The organism is Brevundimonas sp. ZS04 (assembly GCF_001956865.1).
Lineage (GTDB): Bacteria > Pseudomonadota > Alphaproteobacteria > Caulobacterales > Caulobacteraceae > Brevundimonas > Brevundimonas diminuta.
On record NZ_MTHE01000007.1, the window covers coordinates 43,651 to 62,952 of the forward strand.

16 protein-coding genes are annotated in these 19,302 nt (G+C 66.0%); 6 read left to right on the top strand and 10 right to left on the bottom strand.

Annotation, left to right across the window (positions count from 1 at the left end):
• Positions 1–3: 3 nt before the first annotated feature.
• Positions 4–2,616, top strand: a complete 2,613-nt coding sequence (locus BJP32_RS10495; RefSeq protein ID WP_076224011.1) for a TonB-dependent receptor — start codon at positions 4–6, stop codon at positions 2,614–2,616.
• 61 nt (positions 2,617–2,677) lie between these two features.
• Positions 2,678–3,490 carry a hypothetical protein gene (locus BJP32_RS10500; protein WP_076224013.1) on the top strand — a complete coding sequence of 271 codons (813 nt, stop codon included), beginning with the start codon at positions 2,678–2,680 and terminating at the stop codon, positions 3,488–3,490.
• A gap of 203 nt (positions 3,491–3,693) precedes the next feature.
• On the opposite strand, the gene BJP32_RS10505 is transcribed toward BJP32_RS10500, so the two are convergent.
• A complete protein-coding gene (locus tag BJP32_RS10505; RefSeq protein WP_076224015.1) occupies positions 3,694–5,067 on the bottom strand; it encodes a hypothetical protein in 1,374 nt (457 codons plus the stop codon).
• Between the two features lie 9 nt (positions 5,068–5,076).
• Positions 5,077–6,594 carry a HEPN domain-containing protein gene (locus BJP32_RS10510; protein ID WP_076224017.1) on the bottom strand — a complete coding sequence of 506 codons (1,518 nt, stop codon included), beginning with the start codon at positions 6,592–6,594 and terminating at the stop codon, positions 5,077–5,079.
• Between the two features lie 412 nt (positions 6,595–7,006).
• Here BJP32_RS10510 and BJP32_RS10515 point away from each other — a divergent pair, with 412 nt between their 5' ends.
• Positions 7,007–7,978: a HEPN domain-containing protein gene (locus BJP32_RS10515; RefSeq protein WP_233126807.1), complete on the top strand. Its 972-nt coding sequence runs from the start codon at positions 7,007–7,009 to the stop codon at positions 7,976–7,978.
• Positions 7,979–8,691: 713 nt separating this feature from the next.
• On the opposite strand, the gene BJP32_RS10525 is transcribed toward BJP32_RS10515, so the two are convergent.
• Entirely contained in the window at positions 8,692–9,591 is a 900-nt protein-coding gene (locus tag BJP32_RS10525; protein WP_076224022.1) for an endonuclease/exonuclease/phosphatase family protein, read from the bottom strand.
• A gap of 214 nt (positions 9,592–9,805) precedes the next feature.
• Between BJP32_RS10525 and BJP32_RS10530 the strand changes: the two genes are divergently transcribed.
• Positions 9,806–10,096 (top strand): AlpA family transcriptional regulator, encoded by a 291-nt coding sequence (locus tag BJP32_RS10530; protein ID WP_076224024.1) that lies wholly within the window; start codon positions 9,806–9,808, stop codon positions 10,094–10,096.
• Here BJP32_RS10530 and BJP32_RS10535 read toward each other — a convergent pair.
• The 6 genes from BJP32_RS10535 to guaB form a co-directional block, all read right to left on the bottom strand.
• Positions 10,053–11,306: a site-specific integrase gene (locus BJP32_RS10535; RefSeq protein ID WP_076224026.1), complete on the bottom strand. Its 1,254-nt coding sequence runs from the start codon at positions 11,304–11,306 to the stop codon at positions 10,053–10,055. The two genes, BJP32_RS10530 and BJP32_RS10535, sit on opposite strands and share 44 nt — an antisense overlap.
• 291 nt (positions 11,307–11,597) lie before the next feature.
• Positions 11,598–13,160, bottom strand: a complete 1,563-nt coding sequence (gene guaA, locus BJP32_RS10540; RefSeq protein ID WP_046653662.1) for a glutamine-hydrolyzing GMP synthase — start codon at positions 13,158–13,160, stop codon at positions 11,598–11,600.
• Positions 13,157–13,852 carry a 5'-methylthioadenosine/S-adenosylhomocysteine nucleosidase gene (locus BJP32_RS10545; RefSeq protein ID WP_046653664.1) on the bottom strand — a complete coding sequence of 232 codons (696 nt, stop codon included), beginning with the start codon at positions 13,850–13,852 and terminating at the stop codon, positions 13,157–13,159. Before BJP32_RS10545 ends, guaA begins: the two co-directional genes overlap by 4 nt.
• Entirely contained in the window at positions 13,849–15,144 is a 1,296-nt protein-coding gene (locus BJP32_RS10550; RefSeq protein ID WP_076224027.1) for an RsmB/NOP family class I SAM-dependent RNA methyltransferase, read from the bottom strand. Before BJP32_RS10550 ends, BJP32_RS10545 begins: the two co-directional genes overlap by 4 nt.
• Position 15,145: 1 nt before the next feature.
• Positions 15,146–15,544 carry an MAPEG family protein gene (locus tag BJP32_RS10555; protein WP_046653667.1) on the bottom strand — a complete coding sequence of 133 codons (399 nt, stop codon included), beginning with the start codon at positions 15,542–15,544 and terminating at the stop codon, positions 15,146–15,148.
• 65 nt (positions 15,545–15,609) lie between these two features.
• Positions 15,610–17,070 (bottom strand): IMP dehydrogenase, encoded by a 1,461-nt coding sequence (guaB, locus tag BJP32_RS10560; protein WP_003164492.1) that lies wholly within the window; start codon positions 17,068–17,070, stop codon positions 15,610–15,612.
• A 128-nt stretch (positions 17,071–17,198) separates the two neighbouring features.
• Between guaB and BJP32_RS10565 the strand changes: the two genes are divergently transcribed.
• Positions 17,199–17,771 carry a DUF2061 domain-containing protein gene (locus BJP32_RS10565; RefSeq protein ID WP_076224029.1) on the top strand — a complete coding sequence of 191 codons (573 nt, stop codon included), beginning with the start codon at positions 17,199–17,201 and terminating at the stop codon, positions 17,769–17,771.
• Between the two features lie 241 nt (positions 17,772–18,012).
• Here BJP32_RS10565 and BJP32_RS10570 read toward each other — a convergent pair whose 3' ends face one another.
• Positions 18,013–18,735: an RlmE family RNA methyltransferase gene (locus BJP32_RS10570; RefSeq protein WP_046653669.1), complete on the bottom strand. Its 723-nt coding sequence runs from the start codon at positions 18,733–18,735 to the stop codon at positions 18,013–18,015.
• Between the two features lie 80 nt (positions 18,736–18,815).
• Between BJP32_RS10570 and BJP32_RS10575 the strand changes: the two genes are divergently transcribed.
• A complete protein-coding gene (locus tag BJP32_RS10575; RefSeq protein WP_003164489.1) occupies positions 18,816–19,280 on the top strand; it encodes a peptidylprolyl isomerase in 465 nt (154 codons plus the stop codon).
• Positions 19,281–19,302: the final 22 nt, after the last annotated feature.

The following is a 19,302-nucleotide window of genomic DNA, read 5'->3' on the forward strand; positions in this document are numbered from 1 at the left end:
TTCATGACCACCGCCTCTCGTCGCGCCGCAGCCTGGCTGTTGGCGAGCACCGCGCTTTGCGCGCCCGTCCTCGGATCGCCCGCTGTGGCGCTCGCCCAGGACGCCCCGGCCGAGGCCGCCACCGTAGTCAGCGAGATCGTCGTCACCGGCCAGCGTGAAGCCCAGCGCGCCGCCATCGCCGTCAAGCGCCGCCAGTTCGAGGTCATGGACGCCGTGTCCTCGGACGACATCGGCAAGCTGCCGGACCACAACACCGCCGCTGCCCTGCGCCGCATCCCCGGCGTGTCGATCATGGAAGACCAGGGCGAGCCGCGCTGGCCGATCCTGCGCGGTCTGGCCTCGACCTATAACCGCACCACCATCGACGGCGCCTTCGTCGGCTCGGTCGACGAGAGCGCCCGCACCGTGCCGATGGACATCGTCCCCTCGGTCATGGCCGGCCGCCTGGAAGTCATCAAGACGGTGACGCCCGAGAACGACGGCAACGCCATCGGCGGCGTCATCAATGTGCGAACCCGCAGCGCCTTTGACCGCAACGGCCCGTTCTTCGACGGCATGGTCTCTTACGGCGTCTATGAGCGCAGCGGCGACGTGCGAAACGACGATCCGTCCTATCGCCTGAGCTTCGCCACTGGTCGCCGCTTCGGCGCCAATGACCAATGGGGCGTGGTGTTCGGCGCCTCGCACGAACAGCTCGACTACGACATTCCGCAGGTCGAGGTCGCCGCCCCCTCGGTGCGTGAATACGATGCCGACGGCAAGCCGGTGGACTCCGGCTCGGCGACCGGCAACGGCATCCAGGTGCCGACCCAGAACCGCCTGTTCTGGTATAACAACACCAAGCAGCGCTCAGGCCTGAACGGAAAGCTGGAATGGCGCCCGTCCAACACCTTCCGCTGGGAAGCCTCGGCCCTGTGGGCCAGCATGGAGGACGATGAGGAGCGCATCGAGTTCCGCGCCGAGCCGAACGGCAACGTCTCGAACCAGACGCAGACTTCGGGCGTCTTCGCGACCGGACGCAACCTCGTCGGCCTGAACCAGCCGATCACCCAGCGCGAGATCGGCCTGGTCCGCAGCGGATTCCAGTGGGACGCCACCAGCCAGTGGACGCTGGACGGCGACCTTTCCTACTCCAAGGCCTCGCTGGAGACGCCGAACACCTCGTATGGGTTCCGCACGGCGGTCCATTCCGACTTCGGATTCAGCTACGATACGTCGGACTTCTTCCCGGTCTTCACGCCGACCGATCCGGCCGCTTTTCGCGACGCCTCGCTCTACAACCTGCAACAGCGCCGCGTGTCCCTGACCACCAGCGATGAAGACACGGTGCAGGCCCGCTTCAACGCCGCCTTCGACGACGGCGGCCATGAGCGGAACCTGACGATGAAGTTCGGCGGCCTGATCCGCTCCAGCGACCGTTCCTACGCCAGCAGCCGCACCGACTACAAAACCGCGCCCGGCTTCGCCTTCACCTTCGACGAGGTGGACGTGGGCGGCCCCAGCGAGCTGATCCAGGGCCGCTATGACCTGGGCGCCCGCATCGACGCCGGTCTGGCCGAAAGCTTCTTTGAGGCCAACCGCGACCGCTTCATCGCCACGACCGCACTGCCGACCGGCGACTATGACGTGACCGAGGACGTCTACGCCGCCTATGGCCAGGCCAGCTATCGGATGGGCGACGTCACCGTCCTGGGCGGGCTGCGCTACGAGAAGACCGAGGTGGAGTCCCAGGCCGTCCGCAACACCGGCGGCGTCCTGACCCCGGCGCACAACGAGGGCGGCTATGAGAACTGGCTGCCCAGCGTCCACCTGCGCTGGGACGTGCGCGAGGACATGGTGGTGCGCGCCGCCTGGACCAACACCATCGGCCGTCCGGACTTCGGCTCCCTGGCCGCCAGCGAGAGCCTGAGCTTCGACGGCTCGCAGCCGGCCCTGTCGCGTGGCAACCCCAATCTGGAGCCGCGCGAGAGCGAGGGCTTCGACCTGTCGTTCGAATACTATCCGACGGACGGCCTGATCTCGGTGGCGGTCTTCACCAAGTCGATCGACAACGAGATCTTCACCCTCAGCTCGGTGCAGCGCATGGACGTGGGTCGGGGCAAGGAGGACGTGCTGGTCTCCACTCCGATGAACGCCCAGTCGGCCGAAATCCGCGGGATCGAACTGGGCTTCCAGCAAGCCTTGACCATGCTGCCGGCGCCGTTCAACGGCTTCGGCGTCAGCGCCAACGCCACCTTCCTGGACACGGAGTTCACCTTCCTGACCTCGGCGGGCGAGCGCCACACCGGCCTGTTTCAGCAACCGGACACCACCACCAACGCCTCCATCTATTATCAGCGCGGGCCGCTGGAAGCGCGGATATCGCACAACTACGTCGGCGGCTTCCTGGAGACGATCAACGACTCCATCCCCAACGCCGATCAGTACTGGAAAGGCCGTCACCTGTATGACGCCTCGATCAGCTGGCGTTTCGACAACGGCATGACGGTCTTTGTCGAAGGGCAGAACCTGAACGACGCCGGTCGTCGCGAAGTGACCGGCCCAAACCAGGGCTACCTGCAAGAATCCGCCGAATACGGCCGCACCTTCTGGATCGGCCTGTCCGCCAGTTTCTGATCCTGCCTCTCAAGCCGCCTTTTCGATCGGGAAGGCGGCCCTTCTGTCTGAAAGCTCCGCCATGCTGACCGCCGCCCTCGCCGCCCTCGCCCTGTCCGTCTCTCAGGCGCCTGAGGCCCAGCCGTCGGCGCCCGTCCTCGCCGGACGACTGGCGACCGTTCGCCGCTATCCGTCCGACGCGCGCCAAGGCGTCGCCGTCGGTCCTAACGACGTCTACGCCGTCTCCAACTGGTCCCTGACCCGTTACGACAAGGCGACCGGCGAGAAGAAGGCCGCGTGGTCGGGCGATCCCAAGCGCTTCCCCCACATCAACTCCTGCACGCTGATAGCCGCCGAACTGGTCTGCGCCGCCTCCAACTTCCCCGGCACGCCGCACGTCAGCACGGTCGAGGTCTTCGATCCGCAGGACCTGCGTCACGTCCGCAGCGTCGCTCTCGGTTTGGGCACCGGCTCCCTGACCTGGATCGAGCGTCACGACGGCGCCTGGTGGGGCATGTTCGCCAACTATGACGGGCGCGGCGGCGAGGCCCCGCGCGACCACCGCCACACCACCCTGGTCCGCTTCGATGATCAGTGGCGGCGCACCGAAAGCTGGGCCCTCCCCATGTCCATCCTGGAGCGGATCGCGCCGATGAGCATTTCCGGCGGCGGATGGGGTCCCGGCGGCCGCCTCTACCTTAGCGGCCATGACCACCCCGAACTCTATGTCGTCGCCATTCCCGACGGCGGCGGCGTCGTTGATCATATCGAGACGCTAGGCATGGAGGCCGAAGGTCAGGCGATCGACTGGGACGAAAGCGCCCCAGGCATGCTCTACGGCATCACCCGCCGCACACGCGAAATCCTCGCCATGAAGGAACCCGATGCGAATTGACCGGGCCGCAAGCAGACGTCGTGAACGTCCGCCAAGAGTCAGCATTGGCCTATGGCGCGGCATGTCACAGGTGCGCCATTTTTTGACTTTGGCATCGCTCCAGAAGCCAGACGTCCAGCGTCCAGGTCGCTTCATCGACGAAGGGGGGCGGGGGCACCACCACGTCCTGCGCGTCCCCGGGTTTGAGCCCCAGCAAGCGGGATCTAGCGGGACCCAACCGGCTCGGCGACGTCCGCCCACACCAGGTCAGTAGTCGAAGCCAACACGCTGTTGGCCCAGACCGTGTGGCAATGAATTTCGCCGTCCTTCTCGAACCAGTGGGTGGCGTCCGGCAGAAGCTCGAAATCGATCGGGCGCGCGGCCAAAGGGTTGTGAAAGACCTCCAACTCCTGGCTCCAACGCTCCCCGGTCGGCCATAGCGCCTCATAGGCTAGATCGAGGATGTCGTAGTTGAAGTCCATGGGATCGAGCGCGCCGTCGCTGCGATCAAACAGGATACCGCGTCGTTTCATTCGCAGGCCTGGAGGCCGCCAGCCGGCCAGTAGGCCCATGCGATTGAACTTGCCGAAGGTGGCGCTGTTGCTGAACAGCACCGCCGACAGGTGAGCGAACTCAGGGTCGCGGAAAATCCCAGCGGGGATCGGGGCGGGCCCGTCCAAGCGCCGGACGGGCATGGACAGGGCCGCCCGTCGGCCATCGACCATTCCGACGTGGGCATAGTCGCCATAGAGATAGGTGGGAAGCGCCTCGCGGCTCCAAAGCATCGACCCGGGCGCGTGATAATCGGCCAGGGCCAACGCGAAGGGTTTGTCCTGAACGTGGGGAAAGAGATGGTAGTCGCGCTGCAGTTTTCTGCGGAGCGTCTTGGCGAAACGGACAGCCGGCGCGCCGACCATGCGCTCGCGATAATTCGGGGCGTGGACGGGCTGGGTGAAGCCTTGGTTGGCACCGTCATTGGCCGCCACCGCCTCGACCCAGGCCTCGAACCCCGCGCGCTGCAGATGGAAATCGGGCGACACCACGTCCTGGGAGACCTCGACGCCCTGCTCGCGAAACGCCGCCAGCAGATAGAGCTCGAAGAGGCGCGCGTTGAAGTTGGCAGTTTGGAAGTCGGTGACGAAGTTGGCGTCCGGCTTGGGCATGGCGAGGTAGGCCTCGCCTACGGTCATCATAGCCGGATAGTGTGACCAGGTTTCCGTCAGGATTCTGAAGTTTTTCCCGGATGGCGAGCGTCCCGGCTTGAGTAGCAGTGGCCGCCGCCGCTCGCCCGGCGCAAGAGGTTCGGGCGGCACATGTTGGGTGATCGTCGTCTTGGCGATCGCCACGGCCGTCTCGAAACTCGCTAGCCCCCTGGTTTCCAGCACCATCGTCCAGCGATGATCGACCTGTCGGCGCAAGACCAGTGCGCCGTAGTCGCCAGTGTCAGCATTGACCATCACCACACCGGCCGCCTCGCATTCTTGCGTCCGCCAGCCGACGATGGCGTCATATGGCGAAAGGTCGGGGCCGCGCGGAAGCGATAGCGCGTAGAGCGAGAACTCCCGCTCCCCCATGTCGATCAGTGGGCGTTCGGCCATGAGGATGTCCTAGCCGTCTTCCTCGATGGAGCCGCCCGTGGCCTGCCCCGCCAGATTCGTATTCTCGGCGTGGTCGTCTTGGGGCGGGGTGCCGGACGAGTTTGGAGCGAAAAGTTGTTTCTGGAACCAGGCGACGAGGCCATCGAACCACTTGGCGATGCGGGTGGTGCTGATTTTGTCGGCGCGCAGGCCGTCCTCTCCAAAGTTGGAGAGGGCGAAGAGGATGCCGCTCTCGCCAAGACGCGCGGCCTTGCCGACGCCAGCCCCGACGGCCGAGGCCCCAGGCGACAACGAGCCGTGCACTAGCCGAGAGCGCAGTTCGTATGTGTCGCGAGTGTTCAATCGCCAGCGCTCGAAGTCCTCGTGATCGCCTAGCGCGGCGCACAGGGAGGCGAGGCGCAATGACACCGTCGTGGTGATGTCGTCGTGTTCCTCGGTCATCAACATCCGCTCCAGGGCGGTCACGTACTTGACGACACGGGTGGAGGGGCTCTCGTCGCGGGCCGCCTCACCGAACCATTGTGCCGCGTCGAGCAGGCGGCGGCTGAGCGGCCGGTCAAGGTCAGGGTCAACCGCGGCCTCCAGCGCCACGCCACAAAGCTCTAACACCCGAGCCATGTCCGGATCCTCTAGGCGCTCGGACCAGCCGTTCGGGAAGTTAACCTGGCCGGAGCCTTGGGACGACAGGCTGTAATCGAGGCTACCGGTCGCCGAAATCTTCAGCTTGGCGCGCCGGTCGAACTTCAGCGCCGGGCCTCCGATCCGCATGCGATCAGTCCATTGGGCACCGAGCGCCAGGTGCAGACAATCCAGCGCCGAGGTCACCGCCTGGCGTGCGAGGGTCTCGGAAACATCAGGGTCGCAGCCCTTGATCTCGACCTGGGCGACCCAATTGAAATGCCGATAGTACTTCAGGGCCTGGACCAAGAAGGGCCGGTCATCGTCGTCGCGAGGCCTAGCCTCGGTCGCCCGTTCCTTCTCGCGCCGCGCCTTGGCGTGGCCTAGCAGCAGGCGGCGGGCCGCACGGCGATTGAGAAAGCGCACGGGGCCTAGGACGATCTCGTCTGGATCCTTGGATAGCATCAGATGGCACGGCAGCAGGTGCGTGGTGTCCTCGCAGGCCCGACGGGCGGCCTTAGCGGCCGCGCTCAGGGCTCGGTCGATCTGCTTGCCGTCGATCGGGCGGCCGTCGCGCACGAAACGTTCGACGAGTTCCTGGCCCACGTGTTCCACCAGCCGACTCCGCCTGACCCGGCGTAGAATGCCTAGTTGCTCGCCCGCCTCCTTCGCCAGACGTTCAACGCGCAGCATGGCCTGGCGACCGCAAATCATCTTTCCGCGCGCGGAGGGATGGGGCAGATCGAACCATATATCATCGCGCGAAATCTCGGCGAACGGGATCGACATGATCCTCTCGGTCTCGGCGAAGACGAACGCGATATCGGCGGCTTGCCGCTGTTGCTTGGCGTTCATGGCGATGGCGGCGATTGCGAAAACGGGCGCGATGGGCCCTGTCCACTCCACCATAAGTTCTTCAGGCGGCGCAGACTACACTCATGAAGTACGCGTGGCTTCGGCACTCCATGGCGCACCACTGGCTGGATCCTGGCAATCGGGGTCCCGCAGTGGATTGAGGATTGAAAGGATCGAGCCTCAAGAAAGACCCTGCAGATCGACGATAACTACCCGTTACCCAGCCCCTCTAGTTCACAGTCTCGCCGCAGCCGGAAAGCAGCCCTTCCGAATTTCCGAGAAGAGTCAAGTGTGGCCATTTGGAAAGGGAAAGGTGCGGGCGTTGGAACCTCTGCGTGGAGGCCCGGGACATTCAGGCGGCGCCGCGACGATTTTCCGGCGAACCGGCCCTACGGCGAACAGACGACGCCCTATGGAACCGGCGCCCGCAGGTGCTAGCGTAGCGATTATGAGCGCAGCAGCCTAGTTGCGTGCTGATTGGGGCGTTTCGACTCTTGCTTGTCGGCTCCGCATTTCGGAGACTCAGGGCATGAAACGTCCGCTGAGGAAATTGCCGCTCGCGAAACAGCGTGAACTCGATGCCGCCGTCAGGATCATCCAGGACGGCTTCGCCAAGGCTATCTCCACGCGCCGGGCCGACCGGCTAAAGAATGGCCGCATCCTCAAGATCATCCTGTTCGGCAGCTATGCGCGCGGCGACTGGGTGCACGATCCGGTCGGGCGCTACTTCTCGGACTTCGACCTGCTGGTCGTCGTGGACCATGAGGACCTGACCGACTTCGAGTTCTGGGAGGACGTGGAAAAACGCCTTCTGGCCGAACTGTCGGCGGGCGCCATGCGCACCCCCGTCAGCCTGATCGTCCATAGTCTGGACGACGTGAACTGGAAGCTGGAGCACGGCCGCGGCTTCTTCATCGACATCGCCCGCGACGGCGTGGTCCTGCAGGACACTCCCGGCGTGACGTTTTCAGAGCCGCAGCCCCTACCCCCTGCAACGGCTTTAGAGGAAGCCTCGGGATACTTCGAGGAATGGCAGGAGGATGCCGAAGAGTTCTTCTTTCTGGCCGATGCTGCGCGCAAGCGAGGCTTTACGAAGAAGGCCGCCTTCCTTCTGCATCAGACGACCGAAACCATCTATCAGGGCCTCTTGCAGGTCCTGACCTTCTACTCCCCCAAGAGCCACAACCTCATCCGCCTCCGCAACATGACGGAGCCGCTGGAGCCGAAGCTCCGCGACGTCTGGCCCCACGAAACCAAGTTCCAGAAACGCTGCTTCGAGTTGCTGCGGGCCGCCTACGTCAAGGCCCGCTACTCACGTCACTACCGCATCACCGACGAAGAGTTGGCCTTCCTCACCGAACGGATCGAGGTGCTGCGCGATGTTGTGCGCGCAGCCTGCGAAGCTCGGATCGAGGAACTCCGGCGTCTGGCCGAGTAGATGAGCATGGCCTCGCTCGATAGGACCATCGCCCGTCTGAACCGCTACGTTCGTTCGCGCTCCAATCTACGCCCCGTCGTCCTCTTCTCTGCTGGTGTTATGACAGGCCTGCTAGGCGTCGGGTTCGGCCTGTCCAATATCGCCCCTCTAGCCTTCGCCTTATCGCTTAGTCTTGCCGGTGTCGCCCTCGCAGCGGTCGCCGTGGCGGCGTGCATCCTTCGGCCTAACGCCGCGAACGACAACTAAAAATCCAACAGGCCGGACGGGCACGCGGTGAGTTTTCTAACGGCTCGCTTTCTATTCCGCGACGAAGCAAAAGGCGTCGTCAGATGACGTCCGACCTCTCTTCCTTCCGCGTCCAGTTTCGACATCGACCTCAGGCGCTGTCCGAGACGCGGCAGCCGCCCCCTGTCCTTCCACCAGAGCCTCCCTGTCTGCCTCCTCTGGGCAAGGGCTTCAGGCACGCGCAAGGCGCGCCTGAAACCCTGCCCGTCGGCGAGACCGGGGTAGCAAGGGCCAGGACGGAACGGCCGGAGGGGGATCGCCCGACCTGGCCTCGAACCCTGAAGGCTATGAACCCGTGTCGGGGCGGAAGGCCGGGGAGACCGGCCGGTCCGGCGGCGCAGCGCGAATCCTGGCCCGCGCGAGGGCGGAGCCCTTAGACCTGCGGCGCCACAGGCGCTGCTATCGGCGAGATCGGCGGCGTCTGCAGGTCAGCCCCTGATCCTCACCGAAACGGGGCAATGGTCCGACGGGTGGTCGGCTTCAGGCGCGTCGTAGGTGTACTCTTCAAAGGAATCCGGCTCGATCCGGGCAGCAGCCTCACGCCCGGCGACGATATGGTCGATGAACTCGCGATAGCGGGCCTTGCATCCGGCCGGCCGGCCGCCGGCGGCCTGGACAAGCGCCGCCTCGGCAGGGGCGCCGTCATTGATTTCAGCGAAGAAGGCGTCATTGCGGCTGGCGATCCGTCGGTTCCAGTCGCCGAGTACGACAAACGTCTCTCCGGCCCGCGCCCGACTGTCGATCCAGCCTTCCAGAACAGAAGCTTGGTCAAACAGGACAGGGCAATCGGGATCGGAAGCCGCGCGTCCCGAGTTGCAGCCGGATTTGAGGTGCACCGCCAGGAGACGCAGCGGGCGGTCGCGTCCCACCGTGATGTCCACGCCCCAGCGCAGATTGGGATTACCGAGCGCAAGCGCCGAGAGATCCTCGTTCCGACGCCAGGTCACGCCCTTGCGGACGGCAAAGCCGACCGACTGGTTCTGGATATTGAGGCCCGGCTTACCGCGACATCCGCCGCCCATCCCGCTCGAGGGACGCGAAGAAAAGACAATGTCGTACTTGGCCGGATCGAAGACCCTCCGCGCGGCCGCCTCGCTCTGGATCTCCTGGAAGGCGATCACATCTGCCTGCAGGGCGTCGGCGTGACGGCGCAGAAGCACGTAGTCCGTCTCTGTACGGGGCCGGCATCCCTCCCCGTCCTTCTCAGCCAGGTGTTCAATGTTCCAGGTCGCCACCTTGAGCGAGCCCGCCGGCGACGGCGAAGGTATGCCGGCGCATGCGGACATGAAAACGGCGGCGCTCAAGGCCAGGGAGATTTGGATCTTCATTCCCGCACTCCTAAGCGCGACCTTAGCCGACGCAAGGCCTGGAACCGATCGTCGATCAAGGATCGCGAGTTTGCGGCATTCCGATCCGCTTACATCGGAGCGCTGCGTCGATGCGTCGATGCGTCGACCCGCAGCCTGTCGGACGCAAACCTGACGGCTGGTGGTTCCGTCTGCCTTCGCCTTCGATTCCCAAAGGCTATTAAGGAGAGCGACGATGAACCGGTCCGACCTTCCGCTGACGCGGTCGATCAGAAAGGCGCAGCTGCTTCAGATGGTGCCCCTGGCGGACAGCACCATCTGGGAAATGGAACAGCGAGGCGAGTTCCCGAAGCGCTTCCTCCTGACGCCGCGATGCGTCGTCTGGGATCTGGCCGAGGTCGAAGCCTGGCTCGCTTCGCGGCGGCGTCGGCCTATCCGCCCCGCGCCGCCGCCCGATGTCCGCAAACGCATCTCCCGCCCCGTCAGGGACGCGGATCGAAACGGGATCCTGCCGTTTCAGGGATAGAGAGCACGGGGGTCCATGACCGCCCTGCCTCCCAGGCGTCGACGGCGTTCGACCATTCCTGGGCCATATGCCGCCGCTGCGCCTCAAACTCCGCCTTGTTGTAGACGCCGCGTGATGATCGCTCCTCGTGGGCGAGACACTTCTCGATCCAGTCCGAGTTGAAGCTCATCTCATGCAGCAGGGTTGAGGCTGTACGACGCAGGTCGTGGACGGTGAAGGGCTCCAGCGGCAGTTCCTGGTCGCGGGCGCGTTCAGCGATGGCCATGGTCACCCGGTTGAAGGTGGCCCGGGACATGGGCGCGTCGGCGTCGTAGCGCGACGGCAGGATGTAGCGGGAGTTTCCGGAACAGGTCTTGAGGGCGACCAGGATGTCGAGCATCTGGGTCGACAGATAAACGTTGTGGGGGCGCGACCGCTTCATCCGCTCCTTGGGGATCGACCAGACCGCGTTGTCGAAGTCCACCTCATCCCATGTCCCGTCCTGTAGCTCGCTCTTGCGGACCATGCTCAGCAGGATGAATTTCAGGCCCAGGCGGATCGTCGGCAGGGTGGCCACCTCCTCCAGCAGCCCGAGCATGATCCGGATCTCGGACGGCGACAGCGACCTATCGCGGGGCCGAAAGCGTGCGATCGCCGCCGGCGCCACGCCGTCGGCCGGGTTATCGATCTTCTCGCCATGGAGGATGGCCCAGGCATAGATCTGCTTGACGATGTCCCGCACATGGATGGCCGTCGCCGGAGCGCCCCGCTCCACGATGGACTTGCAATGGGCCCGTAGATCGTCCGGCGTGATCTCGCTCAGCAGCCGGTTGCGCCATTGCGGCAGAACCTCCCGGTTAAAGATGGCCCGCCGCATGTTGCGCGTGCTGTCCGCCATAGGCGCCTCGTCCATCCACTTCTGCGCCACATGGGCGAAGTCGCGAGCCTCCCGGAGCCGCCTCTTGGCGCGCTGCTTTTCCAGAGCCGGCGACACGCCTTCGGCGATCATCCGCTTGGCTTCGATGAGCTTCTCCCGGGCCCTGGCGAGCGACAGGCCCGTCAGCCCATAGGACCCGAAAGTGACCGTCTCGCGCCGCCCGTTGAAGCGGTAGTCGTACTTGAAGGCGATGCCTCCTGACGGTGTTACGAGCACGTAAAGACCGTCCCTGTCGGTCTTTTTATACGCCTTTGATTTTCCTCGCGTATTCCTCAGTTCTGCGTCGGTAAGCATGCCATTTCCCCTTCCAAAAGACCGTCAGGCGTTTTCGGGGTCCTCCACGGTCATTTTTCTCAAACAATTCAGAACCTTGTTTCGAGAAAAAGACCGTCAGGACGCCCTGGATGGGGTGACGGTATGAATCAGGGGCGGTTGAGGCAACGGACGTGAGACCGTCAGGAAAGCCGTCATCACAATAAAGAGACCCTCCGAAAGGCTTCGAAGGGTCTCGTCAAAATTCACTTTTACGTCAGTGACTTATCGGCATTTTCGGAAGTGGTTTCGAAAGCTGCCGAAAGGCCTGAATTATTCCCACTCGATCGTGCCCGGCGGCTTCGACGTCACGTCGTAGACGACGCGGTTGACGCCGCGGACTTCGTTGATGATGCGCGTGGCGGTCTTGGCTAGGACCTCCCAGGGGAACTGGTAGAAGTCGGCCGTCATGCCGTCGGTCGAGGTGACCGCGCGCAGGGCCAGCACCTTCTCATAGGTGCGGGCGTCGCCCTGAACGCCGACCGTCTTGACCGGCAGCAGCACCGCGAAGGCCTGCCAGATGTCGTCGTACAGGCCCGCCTTGCGGATCTCGTCCAGATAGATGGCGTCCGCGTCCTGCAGGGTGGCGACGGCGTCCGGCGTGATCTCGCCGGGAATGCGGATGGCCAGGCCCGGTCCGGGGAACGGGTGGCGTCCTACGAAGGCGTCAGTCAGGCCCAGTTCGCGGCCCAGGGCGCGGACTTCGTCCTTGAACAGCTCGCGCAAAGGCTCGACCAGCTTCAGCTTCATGAAGTCCGGCAGGCCGCCGACGTTGTGGTGGCTCTTGATGACGTGAGAGGGGCCGCCGGTCGGGGACACGCTCTCGATCACGTCGGGATAGAGGGTGCCCTGAGCCAGGAAGGCGGCGCCTTCGATCTTGGCGGCCTCGCGGTCGAACACCTCGATGAAGACGCGGCCGATGGTCTTGCGCTTGGTCTCCGGGTCCGAAATCCCGGCCAGTTCGCCGAGGAATTCCTTGGAGGCGTCCACGTGAACCAGCGGGATGTTGTAGTGCTCGCGGAACAGTTCTGTGACCTGTTTGGCCTCATCCTTGCGCAGCAGGCCGGTGTCGACGAAGACGCAGGTCAGTTGGTCGCCGATGGCTTCGTGAATCAGCACGGCGGCGACCGATGAGTCGACCCCGCCTGACAGGCCGCAGATGACCTTGGCGTCTCCGACCTGTTCGCGGATCTTGGCGATCTGCTCGTCGCGATAGGCGGCCATGGTCCAATCGCCGGTCAGGCCCGCCACCCCGTGAGTGAAGTTCTTCAGCAACTGGGCGCCGCGCGGCGTGTGCACCACCTCGGGGTGGAACTGCACGCCGTAGATCTTGCGCGTCTCGTCGGCGATGGCGGCGAAGGGCGCGCCTTCCGAGGTGGCGATGACGTGGAAGCCTTCCGGCAGGGCCGTCACGCGGTCGCCGTGGCTCATCCACACCGGCTCGCGGTGATCAAGGGCGCCGATGCCGGCGAACAGAGGGCTGTCCTTGGTGATGACGATCTCGGCGCGGCCGAACTCGGCGTGATGGCCGCTCTCGACCTTGCCGCCCAGCTCGGCGCAGATCAGTTGCTCGCCGTAGCAGATGCCCAGGATCGGCGCGCCGTAGTCGAAGACGGCGTGATCGACGCGCGGGCTGTCGGCGTCGGTCGTCGAGTTGGGGCCGCCCGACAGGATGATGGCCTGGGGCTGCATCGCCTTCAGGGCTTCGCCGGCCTTGTTGTAGGGATGGATTTCGCAATAGACGCCGGCCTCGCGCAGGCGGCGCGCGATCAGCTGCGTCACCTGGCTGCCGAAATCGACGATGAGCACCTTCTGGTGTTGGGTCGGCTGGGTCATGAGGTCGAATCCGGGGCGAGCGATTGGGCGAGGGTTTGGCCCTGAAGGGCCGGAATTTCAAGGGCGGAGAGGCCTGAGTTCGTCAGCACCGCGATCAAGCCGTCCACGGCCTGGGCCAGGTTCTCGTCCACCAGATGCAGGGTCGAGGTCCAGTCGTGCAGGCCGGTCAGCTCGGCCTTGCCGTCCGACACGCCGCGCAGCGCGACCAGCGGCAGGCCGAAGGTCTGGGCCGCGCGGACCAGGGCCCAGGTCTCCATGTCCACCATCTCGGCGTCGATGGCGTCATAGGCGGCGCCCGAGACGACGTTCGCGCCGGTCGACAGGCGCGCGCTCGGCACGCCGGGGATGGGGCACGGCAGCGGCAGAACGGCGGGCCTGTCCAGCAACGGCGTCACGCCCCTCTCGAACCCCAGGGCGCTAGCGTCCATGTCGCGATAGGCCACCGACGACGCCTGATAGACCGCCGCATGATCCAGCACGCGCGACCCGCACGAGCCCAGCGACAGGATCAGGTCCGGCGCCTCGCCCCTCGCCTCCAGACGCGCCAGAGCCGCCGTCAGCGCCACCGCCCCCTCGACCGGCCCGATGCCGGTCATCAACGGGTCGATGCGGGCGCGCAGGTGTTCGCCATACTCAGCGGGAGCCGCCATCACCGGCAGGACCGTGACGACGCCGTAGCGCTCCAGCCTCATGAAGCGCGCTCGAACAGGGCGATGAAGAAGCCGTCCGTGCCGGTGGCGGCGGGCGACAGGCGCAGCTGGTTTCCTTGCGCCAGGGCGGTCAGGCGTTCGCGCCCCGCCTCGGTCAGGTCCGCGCTGTGCGCCGCATCGGCGACCGGAACGGGCTTGAAGTCCGGGTGCGCGGCTTCGAAGGCGGCGGCCGTGGCCTCGTTCTCGGCGCCCAGCACCGAGCAGGTGACATAGGCCAGACGCCCGCCGGGCCGCACCAGCTTGGTCGCCTGCCCCAGAATGCGCAGTTGCAGCCCATGCAGGCGCGCGACCTCCTCAGCCGTTAGGCGCCAGCTGTCCTCCGGCCGACGCCGCCAGGCGCCCGAGCCCGAGCACGGCGCGTCGACCAGCACCACATCGGCCTGACCGTTCAGATCCTCGACCCCGCCGCCGTTCGTGCCCAGCAGGCGCAGGTCAGCCTCGACGCCCGCGCGGGCCAGGCGCGGCTTCACATTGTCCAGACGCTTGGCCGAGACGTCGCAGGCGATCAGCGCGCCCTGCCCCTGCATGGCCTGCACCAGGCCCAGCGTCTTGCCGCCGCCGCCCGCGCAGTAATCCACCACCGTCGCGCCGGGGAAGGCGCCGGACAGCCAGCCGACGACCTGACTGGCCTCGTCCTGAATCTCGAAATGACCGTTCTGGAAGCCGTCCAGCGGCTGCACGTTCGGCGTAGGCTCGGCGTCCAGACGCAGGCCCCATCCCGACAGCGGAGTGCGCTGGGGCGACAGACCGGCGTCGCGCAGTTCGGCCTTGACCTCTTCGATCGTGGCGCGCAGGCTGTTGACCCGCAGATCCACCGGCGCGCGGCCGCTCAGGCCCTCGACCTCCTCGCGCCAACGGTCGCCGTGGACCGCCTTCAGGTCCGCCGTCACGAAGTCCGGCAGGGCGACCTCGGCCAGATCGACCGCGTCCTCGCCCGCCATGACGCGGCCGCGCTCGTGCTTGGACAGGGGACGCGGGCCATAGCCTTCGCCGTTGTAGAGGCCTTCGATCTCCTCCAGCGTCGCGCCGTCCAGCAGCGACAGGGCGCCGACGATCAGGGCGCGTCCGTCCTGACGCCCGCCCATGAAGGCCGACAGGCGGCCGCGCGCGCGCAGCACCTGATAGACGCGTTCGGCGATGGCGCGGCGGTCGCCCGAACCGGCATAGCGGTTCTGCTGGCTCCAGGCCTTGAGCACGGCGTCGGCGGGCTGGCGGCCTTGGGAAATGCTGTCGATGATGGCGGCGGCGGCGGCCAGACGGGCGGCTGGGGTCAAATCAGACTCGGATGAAAAGGGCCAGAAGGCACATCGCCAGTCCCGCGAGCGAGACCAGCCACACCAGCGACCGGATATAGGGAACGCCCAGGGCGTAAAGCGGGATATAGGCGACGCGCGCCCAGAAGTAGAGGCCTGCGCCCCAGGCCGTCAGCGCGCCGGTCCGATCTGCGACCTGGGCGATCAGCACGGCGCCGATGAACAGCGGCAGGGTCTCGAACAGATTGGCCTGCGCCCGCTCCAGACGGCCGACGACGGGGCTATGCGCCTCGGGCGTCGTGTCCCGCGCCCCGGCGTTCCACGACAGGCCGAACTCGCGCGTCCGGGCGAAGGCGGGCAGCAGAATCTGGACCAGGGCCAGCACCAGCGTCGCCGCCAGATAGGTGAGTTCAGTCGTCACGCCCGTCTCCTGTTCTACTCGCCCAAAACAAAACCGCTCCCGACCGAGGCCGGGAGCGGATCAGGTCAGCCCTGACGATAGTTGGGCGCCTCGCGCGTGATCATCACGTCGTGGACGTGGCTTTCACGAAGGCCCGCATTGGTGATGCGGACGAAGCGCGCGCGCTCCTGAAAGTCCGGAATGGTGGCGCCGCCGACATAGCCCATGGAGGCGCGCAGCCCCCCGACCAGTTGATGCACCACCGGGGCGATCGGCCCCTTGTAGGCGGTCTGACCCTCGATGCCTTCGGGGACCAGCTTCTCGGACGAGACTTCCTTCTGGAAGTAGCGGTCGGCCGAGCCGCGGGCCATGGCGCCCACCGAGCCCATGCCGCGATACGACTTGTAGGACCGACCCTGGTACAGGAAGACCTCGCCGGGGCTTTCGTCGGTCCCTGCGAACATCGAGCCCATCATGGCGACATTGGCGCCCGCCGCGATGGCCTTGGCCAGATCGCCCGAGAACTTGATGCCGCCGTCGGCGATGACCGAGGCGCCCGTGCCTTCCGCCGCGCGGGCGGCGTCGACGATGGCCGTCAGCTGCGGCACGCCCACGCCCGCGACGATGCGGGTGGTGCAGATGGAGCCCGGCCCGATGCCGACCTTCACCGCATCGGCGCCCGCGTCGATCAGGGCGCGGGTGGCGTCATAGGTGGCGACGTTGCCGGCGATGATCTGGACGCGGTTGTTCTCGCGCTTGATGCGCTCGACCACCTGGGCGACCGAGGCCGAGTGGCCGTGGGCGGTGTCGATCACCACCACGTCCGCGCCCGCATCGGCCAGCGCCATGGCGCGCTCGAACCCGGCGTCGCCGACGGTCGAGGCGGCGCCGACGCGCAGACGACCCTGCTCGTCCTTGCAGGCGTTGGGGAAGGCCTGGGCCTTCTGGATGTCCTTCATGGTGATCAGGCCGACGGCGCGATAGGCGTCGTCCACCACAATGACCCGCTCGATCTTGCGCGTGCGCAGCAGCTCGCGCGCCGCCTCGCGCCCGGCCGAGCCTTCGCGCAGGGTGATCAGCTCGCCGGTCGTCATCAGATCGGCGGCCTTGAGGTTCAGGTCCGTCTCGAAGCGCATGTCGCGATTGGTCAGCATGCCGACCAGCTTGCCGCTCTTGGGATCGACCACGGGGAAGCCGGTGATCTTCTTGCGCTCGACGATCTGGAGGACTTCGCCCAGCGTCGTGTCGGGTGCGACCGTGACCGGGTTCACCACCATGCCGCTTTCATAGCGTTTGACGGCGCGGACCTCTTCGGCCTGCTCGTCGATGGTCATGTTCCGGTGCAGCACGCCCATGCCGCCCGCCTGCGCCATGGCGATGGCCAGGCGGCTTTCCGTCACGGTGTCCATGGCGGACGACAGCAGCGGGATGTTCAGTTTGATTTCGCGTGTCAGCTGGGTCGAGACGTCGACATCAGCGGGCATGACCTCGGACGGACCGGGTTCGAGCAAAACGTCATCGAAGGTTAGGCCTTCGCGTATCTCCATTTGGAGCCTCCATTTTGCGGGCCGCGTATAGCCCCCGTTTGCGGGGAACCGCAACCCCAAGCCCGCGCTATCGTGCATATAAGAGGAATTGCCTTGAAACGGACGGCGAGAGGCCGCATTTCCCGATAATGGTTCGCATCTTGATCAACACGGCGCGACAGCTCGCTCTCAAGATTGCGAGCTACGGCGCCATGCACCTGATCGTCGCGATCCTGGTGGCCTTCGCCCTGACGCGCGACTGGCGGCTGGCGCTGGCGGTCGGCGTGGTCGAGCCGATCTTCCAGACCATCGCCTATTCCATCCATGACCGCGTCTGGCACCGGGTCGAGCGCCGCAAGATGCTGTCTGGCGTCGAGGAGACGGCCGAGGCCTTCACCGCCCGTCTGGAGGTGATGAACGCGCACGAGCAGAATCGCGCGCACAACCATCATGGCCAGGGCCACGGACACAGCCACGCCCTGCCCCGCAACTTGAAGCAGATCGCGCTGAAGACCGTCACCTACGGCGTCATGCACTTCACCGTGGCGGTGCTGGTGGCCTTCGCCCTGACGCGCGACATCCGCATCGCCCTGGCCATCGGCACCATCGAGCCGCTGGTGCAGACGGTCTTCTTCACCCTGCACGACCGCATCTGGACGCGGGTCGAGGCCAAGAAGGCCGCCCGCCGCGCCGCCGCGGCGGCCGAGGGCGCGTCGGCCTAACCGACGCCCTCCGCCACGCCCGCGCCGCACCCTCACAGACGCCGTCGTCCCTCCTACACGCGGCAACCTTCCCAACGCCGTCAGATCTCCCACACGCCGTCATCCTCGGGCTTGACCCGAGGATCCAGCGCGGCGACGCGCTCATCCTTGCCGACGTCACGCAGACGGAAGGCTCGATCCTCGGGTCAAGCCCGAGGATGACGGCAGTTAGTTGTGGGTGGGAAGACAGCGACCCGGCGCCCTACCGCTTGTTCAGCGCCACAAGGAAGACCTCGGCGCTACCCTTGCGGCTCGATTCGGGCTTCACGTATTTCACCGTCTCGAACTCTTCGCGCAGGCGCGTCAGCACCCCGCCCGCGTCGCCGCCCTGGAAGTTCTTCGACACGAAATTCCCGCCCGGCCGCAGGGTGTGGATGGCGAAATCGGCCGCGATCTCGATCAAGGCGATGATCTTCAGGTGGTCCGTCTGGCGATGGCCGACCGTATTATGCGCCATGTCCGACAGCACCAGGTCCGGCGGCCCGCCGATGGCGTCTAGCATCTGCTGATCCACGCCCGGATCGGTGAAGTCCGCCTGAATCAGCGTCGCGCCTGGAATCGGCTCGATCATCAGCAAATCCACGCCCGCCACCGCCGCCGCGCCGCGATCCAGCGCCACCTGCACCCAACCGCCCGGCGCCGCGCCCAGGTCGATGACCCGCGAGCCGCGCTTGATCAGGCGAAACTTGTCGTCGATCTCCATCAGCTTGAAGGCCGCGCGGCTGCGCCAGCCCTCGGCGCGGGCGCGATCGGACCATTCGTCCGACAGCTGACGCTTGATCCACGCCTGGCTGGACAGGGTCTTCTTGTCGGCCGTCTTGATCTTCTGGCCGACCTTGCGCCCGGCTGCGGTGCCGCCCGTGGGCAGGCGCACCATGCGGCGGCGTTCCTGCGGCTTGTCGGCGGGCTTTTCGTCTTCACTCATGCTTCCCACATAGCCCTGACGGCGTTCAGCCGCTATGACCCGCGCACAATTCCGGCTCGCATAACCTCAAGGAGCGCCCGATGGCCGACCAAACCCTGACCTTCACCCTGGACACCGGCGACGGCGAAGACCGCAACGTCGTCATCAAGCTGCGCGACGATCTGGCCCCGAACCACGTCAAGCAGATCACCGACCTGGCCAAGGAAGGCTTCTATGACGGCGTGGTCTTCCACCGCGTGATTCCGGGCTTCATGGCCCAGGGCGGCGACCCGACGGGCACCGGCACCTCGGGCTCGAAGAAGCCGAACCTGAAGCAGGAGTTCTCGAAGGAGCCGCACGTCCGCGGCGTCTGCTCCATGGCCCGCACCGCCAACCCGGACAGCGCCAACTCGCAGTTCTTCATCTGCTTCGACGACGCCCGCTTCCTGGACGGCCAGTACACCGTCTGGGGCGAGGTGATCGAAGGCATGGAACACGTCGACGCCCTGCCCAAGGGCGAGCCCCCGCGCGCGCCGGGCAAGATCGTCAAGGCGACCGTCGCCTAAGGATCGGTATCAGCGGCGGGGG

What these genes read in the sequence shown, in the direction of transcription:
- BJP32_RS10495 (WP_076224011.1), top strand. Translation starts at nt 4, where the DNA reads ATGACCACCGCCTCTCGTCGCGCCGCAGCCTGGCTGTTGGCGAGCACC.
- BJP32_RS10500 (WP_076224013.1), top strand. Translation starts at nt 2,678, where the DNA reads ATGCTGACCGCCGCCCTCGCCGCCCTCGCCCTGTCCGTCTCTCAGGCG.
- BJP32_RS10505 (WP_076224015.1), bottom strand. Translation starts at nt 5,067, where the DNA reads ATGGCCGAACGCCCACTGATCGACATGGGGGAGCGGGAGTTCTCGCTC.
- BJP32_RS10510 (WP_076224017.1), bottom strand. Translation starts at nt 6,594, where the DNA reads ATGGTGGAGTGGACAGGGCCCATCGCGCCCGTTTTCGCAATCGCCGCC.
- BJP32_RS10525 (WP_076224022.1), bottom strand. Translation starts at nt 9,591, where the DNA reads ATGAAGATCCAAATCTCCCTGGCCTTGAGCGCCGCCGTTTTCATGTCC.
- BJP32_RS10530 (WP_076224024.1), top strand. Translation starts at nt 9,806, where the DNA reads ATGAACCGGTCCGACCTTCCGCTGACGCGGTCGATCAGAAAGGCGCAG.
- BJP32_RS10535 (WP_076224026.1), bottom strand. Translation starts at nt 11,306, where the DNA reads ATGCTTACCGACGCAGAACTGAGGAATACGCGAGGAAAATCAAAGGCG.
- guaA (WP_046653662.1), bottom strand. Translation starts at nt 13,160, where the DNA reads ATGACCCAGCCGACCCAACACCAGAAGGTGCTCATCGTCGATTTCGGC.
- BJP32_RS10545 (WP_046653664.1), bottom strand. Translation starts at nt 13,852, where the DNA reads ATGAGGCTGGAGCGCTACGGCGTCGTCACGGTCCTGCCGGTGATGGCG.
- guaB (WP_003164492.1), bottom strand. Translation starts at nt 17,070, where the DNA reads ATGGAGATACGCGAAGGCCTAACCTTCGATGACGTTTTGCTCGAACCC.
- BJP32_RS10565 (WP_076224029.1), top strand. Translation starts at nt 17,199, where the DNA reads ATGGTTCGCATCTTGATCAACACGGCGCGACAGCTCGCTCTCAAGATT.
- BJP32_RS10570 (WP_046653669.1), bottom strand. Translation starts at nt 18,735, where the DNA reads ATGAGTGAAGACGAAAAGCCCGCCGACAAGCCGCAGGAACGCCGCCGC.
- BJP32_RS10575 (WP_003164489.1), top strand. Translation starts at nt 18,816, where the DNA reads ATGGCCGACCAAACCCTGACCTTCACCCTGGACACCGGCGACGGCGAA.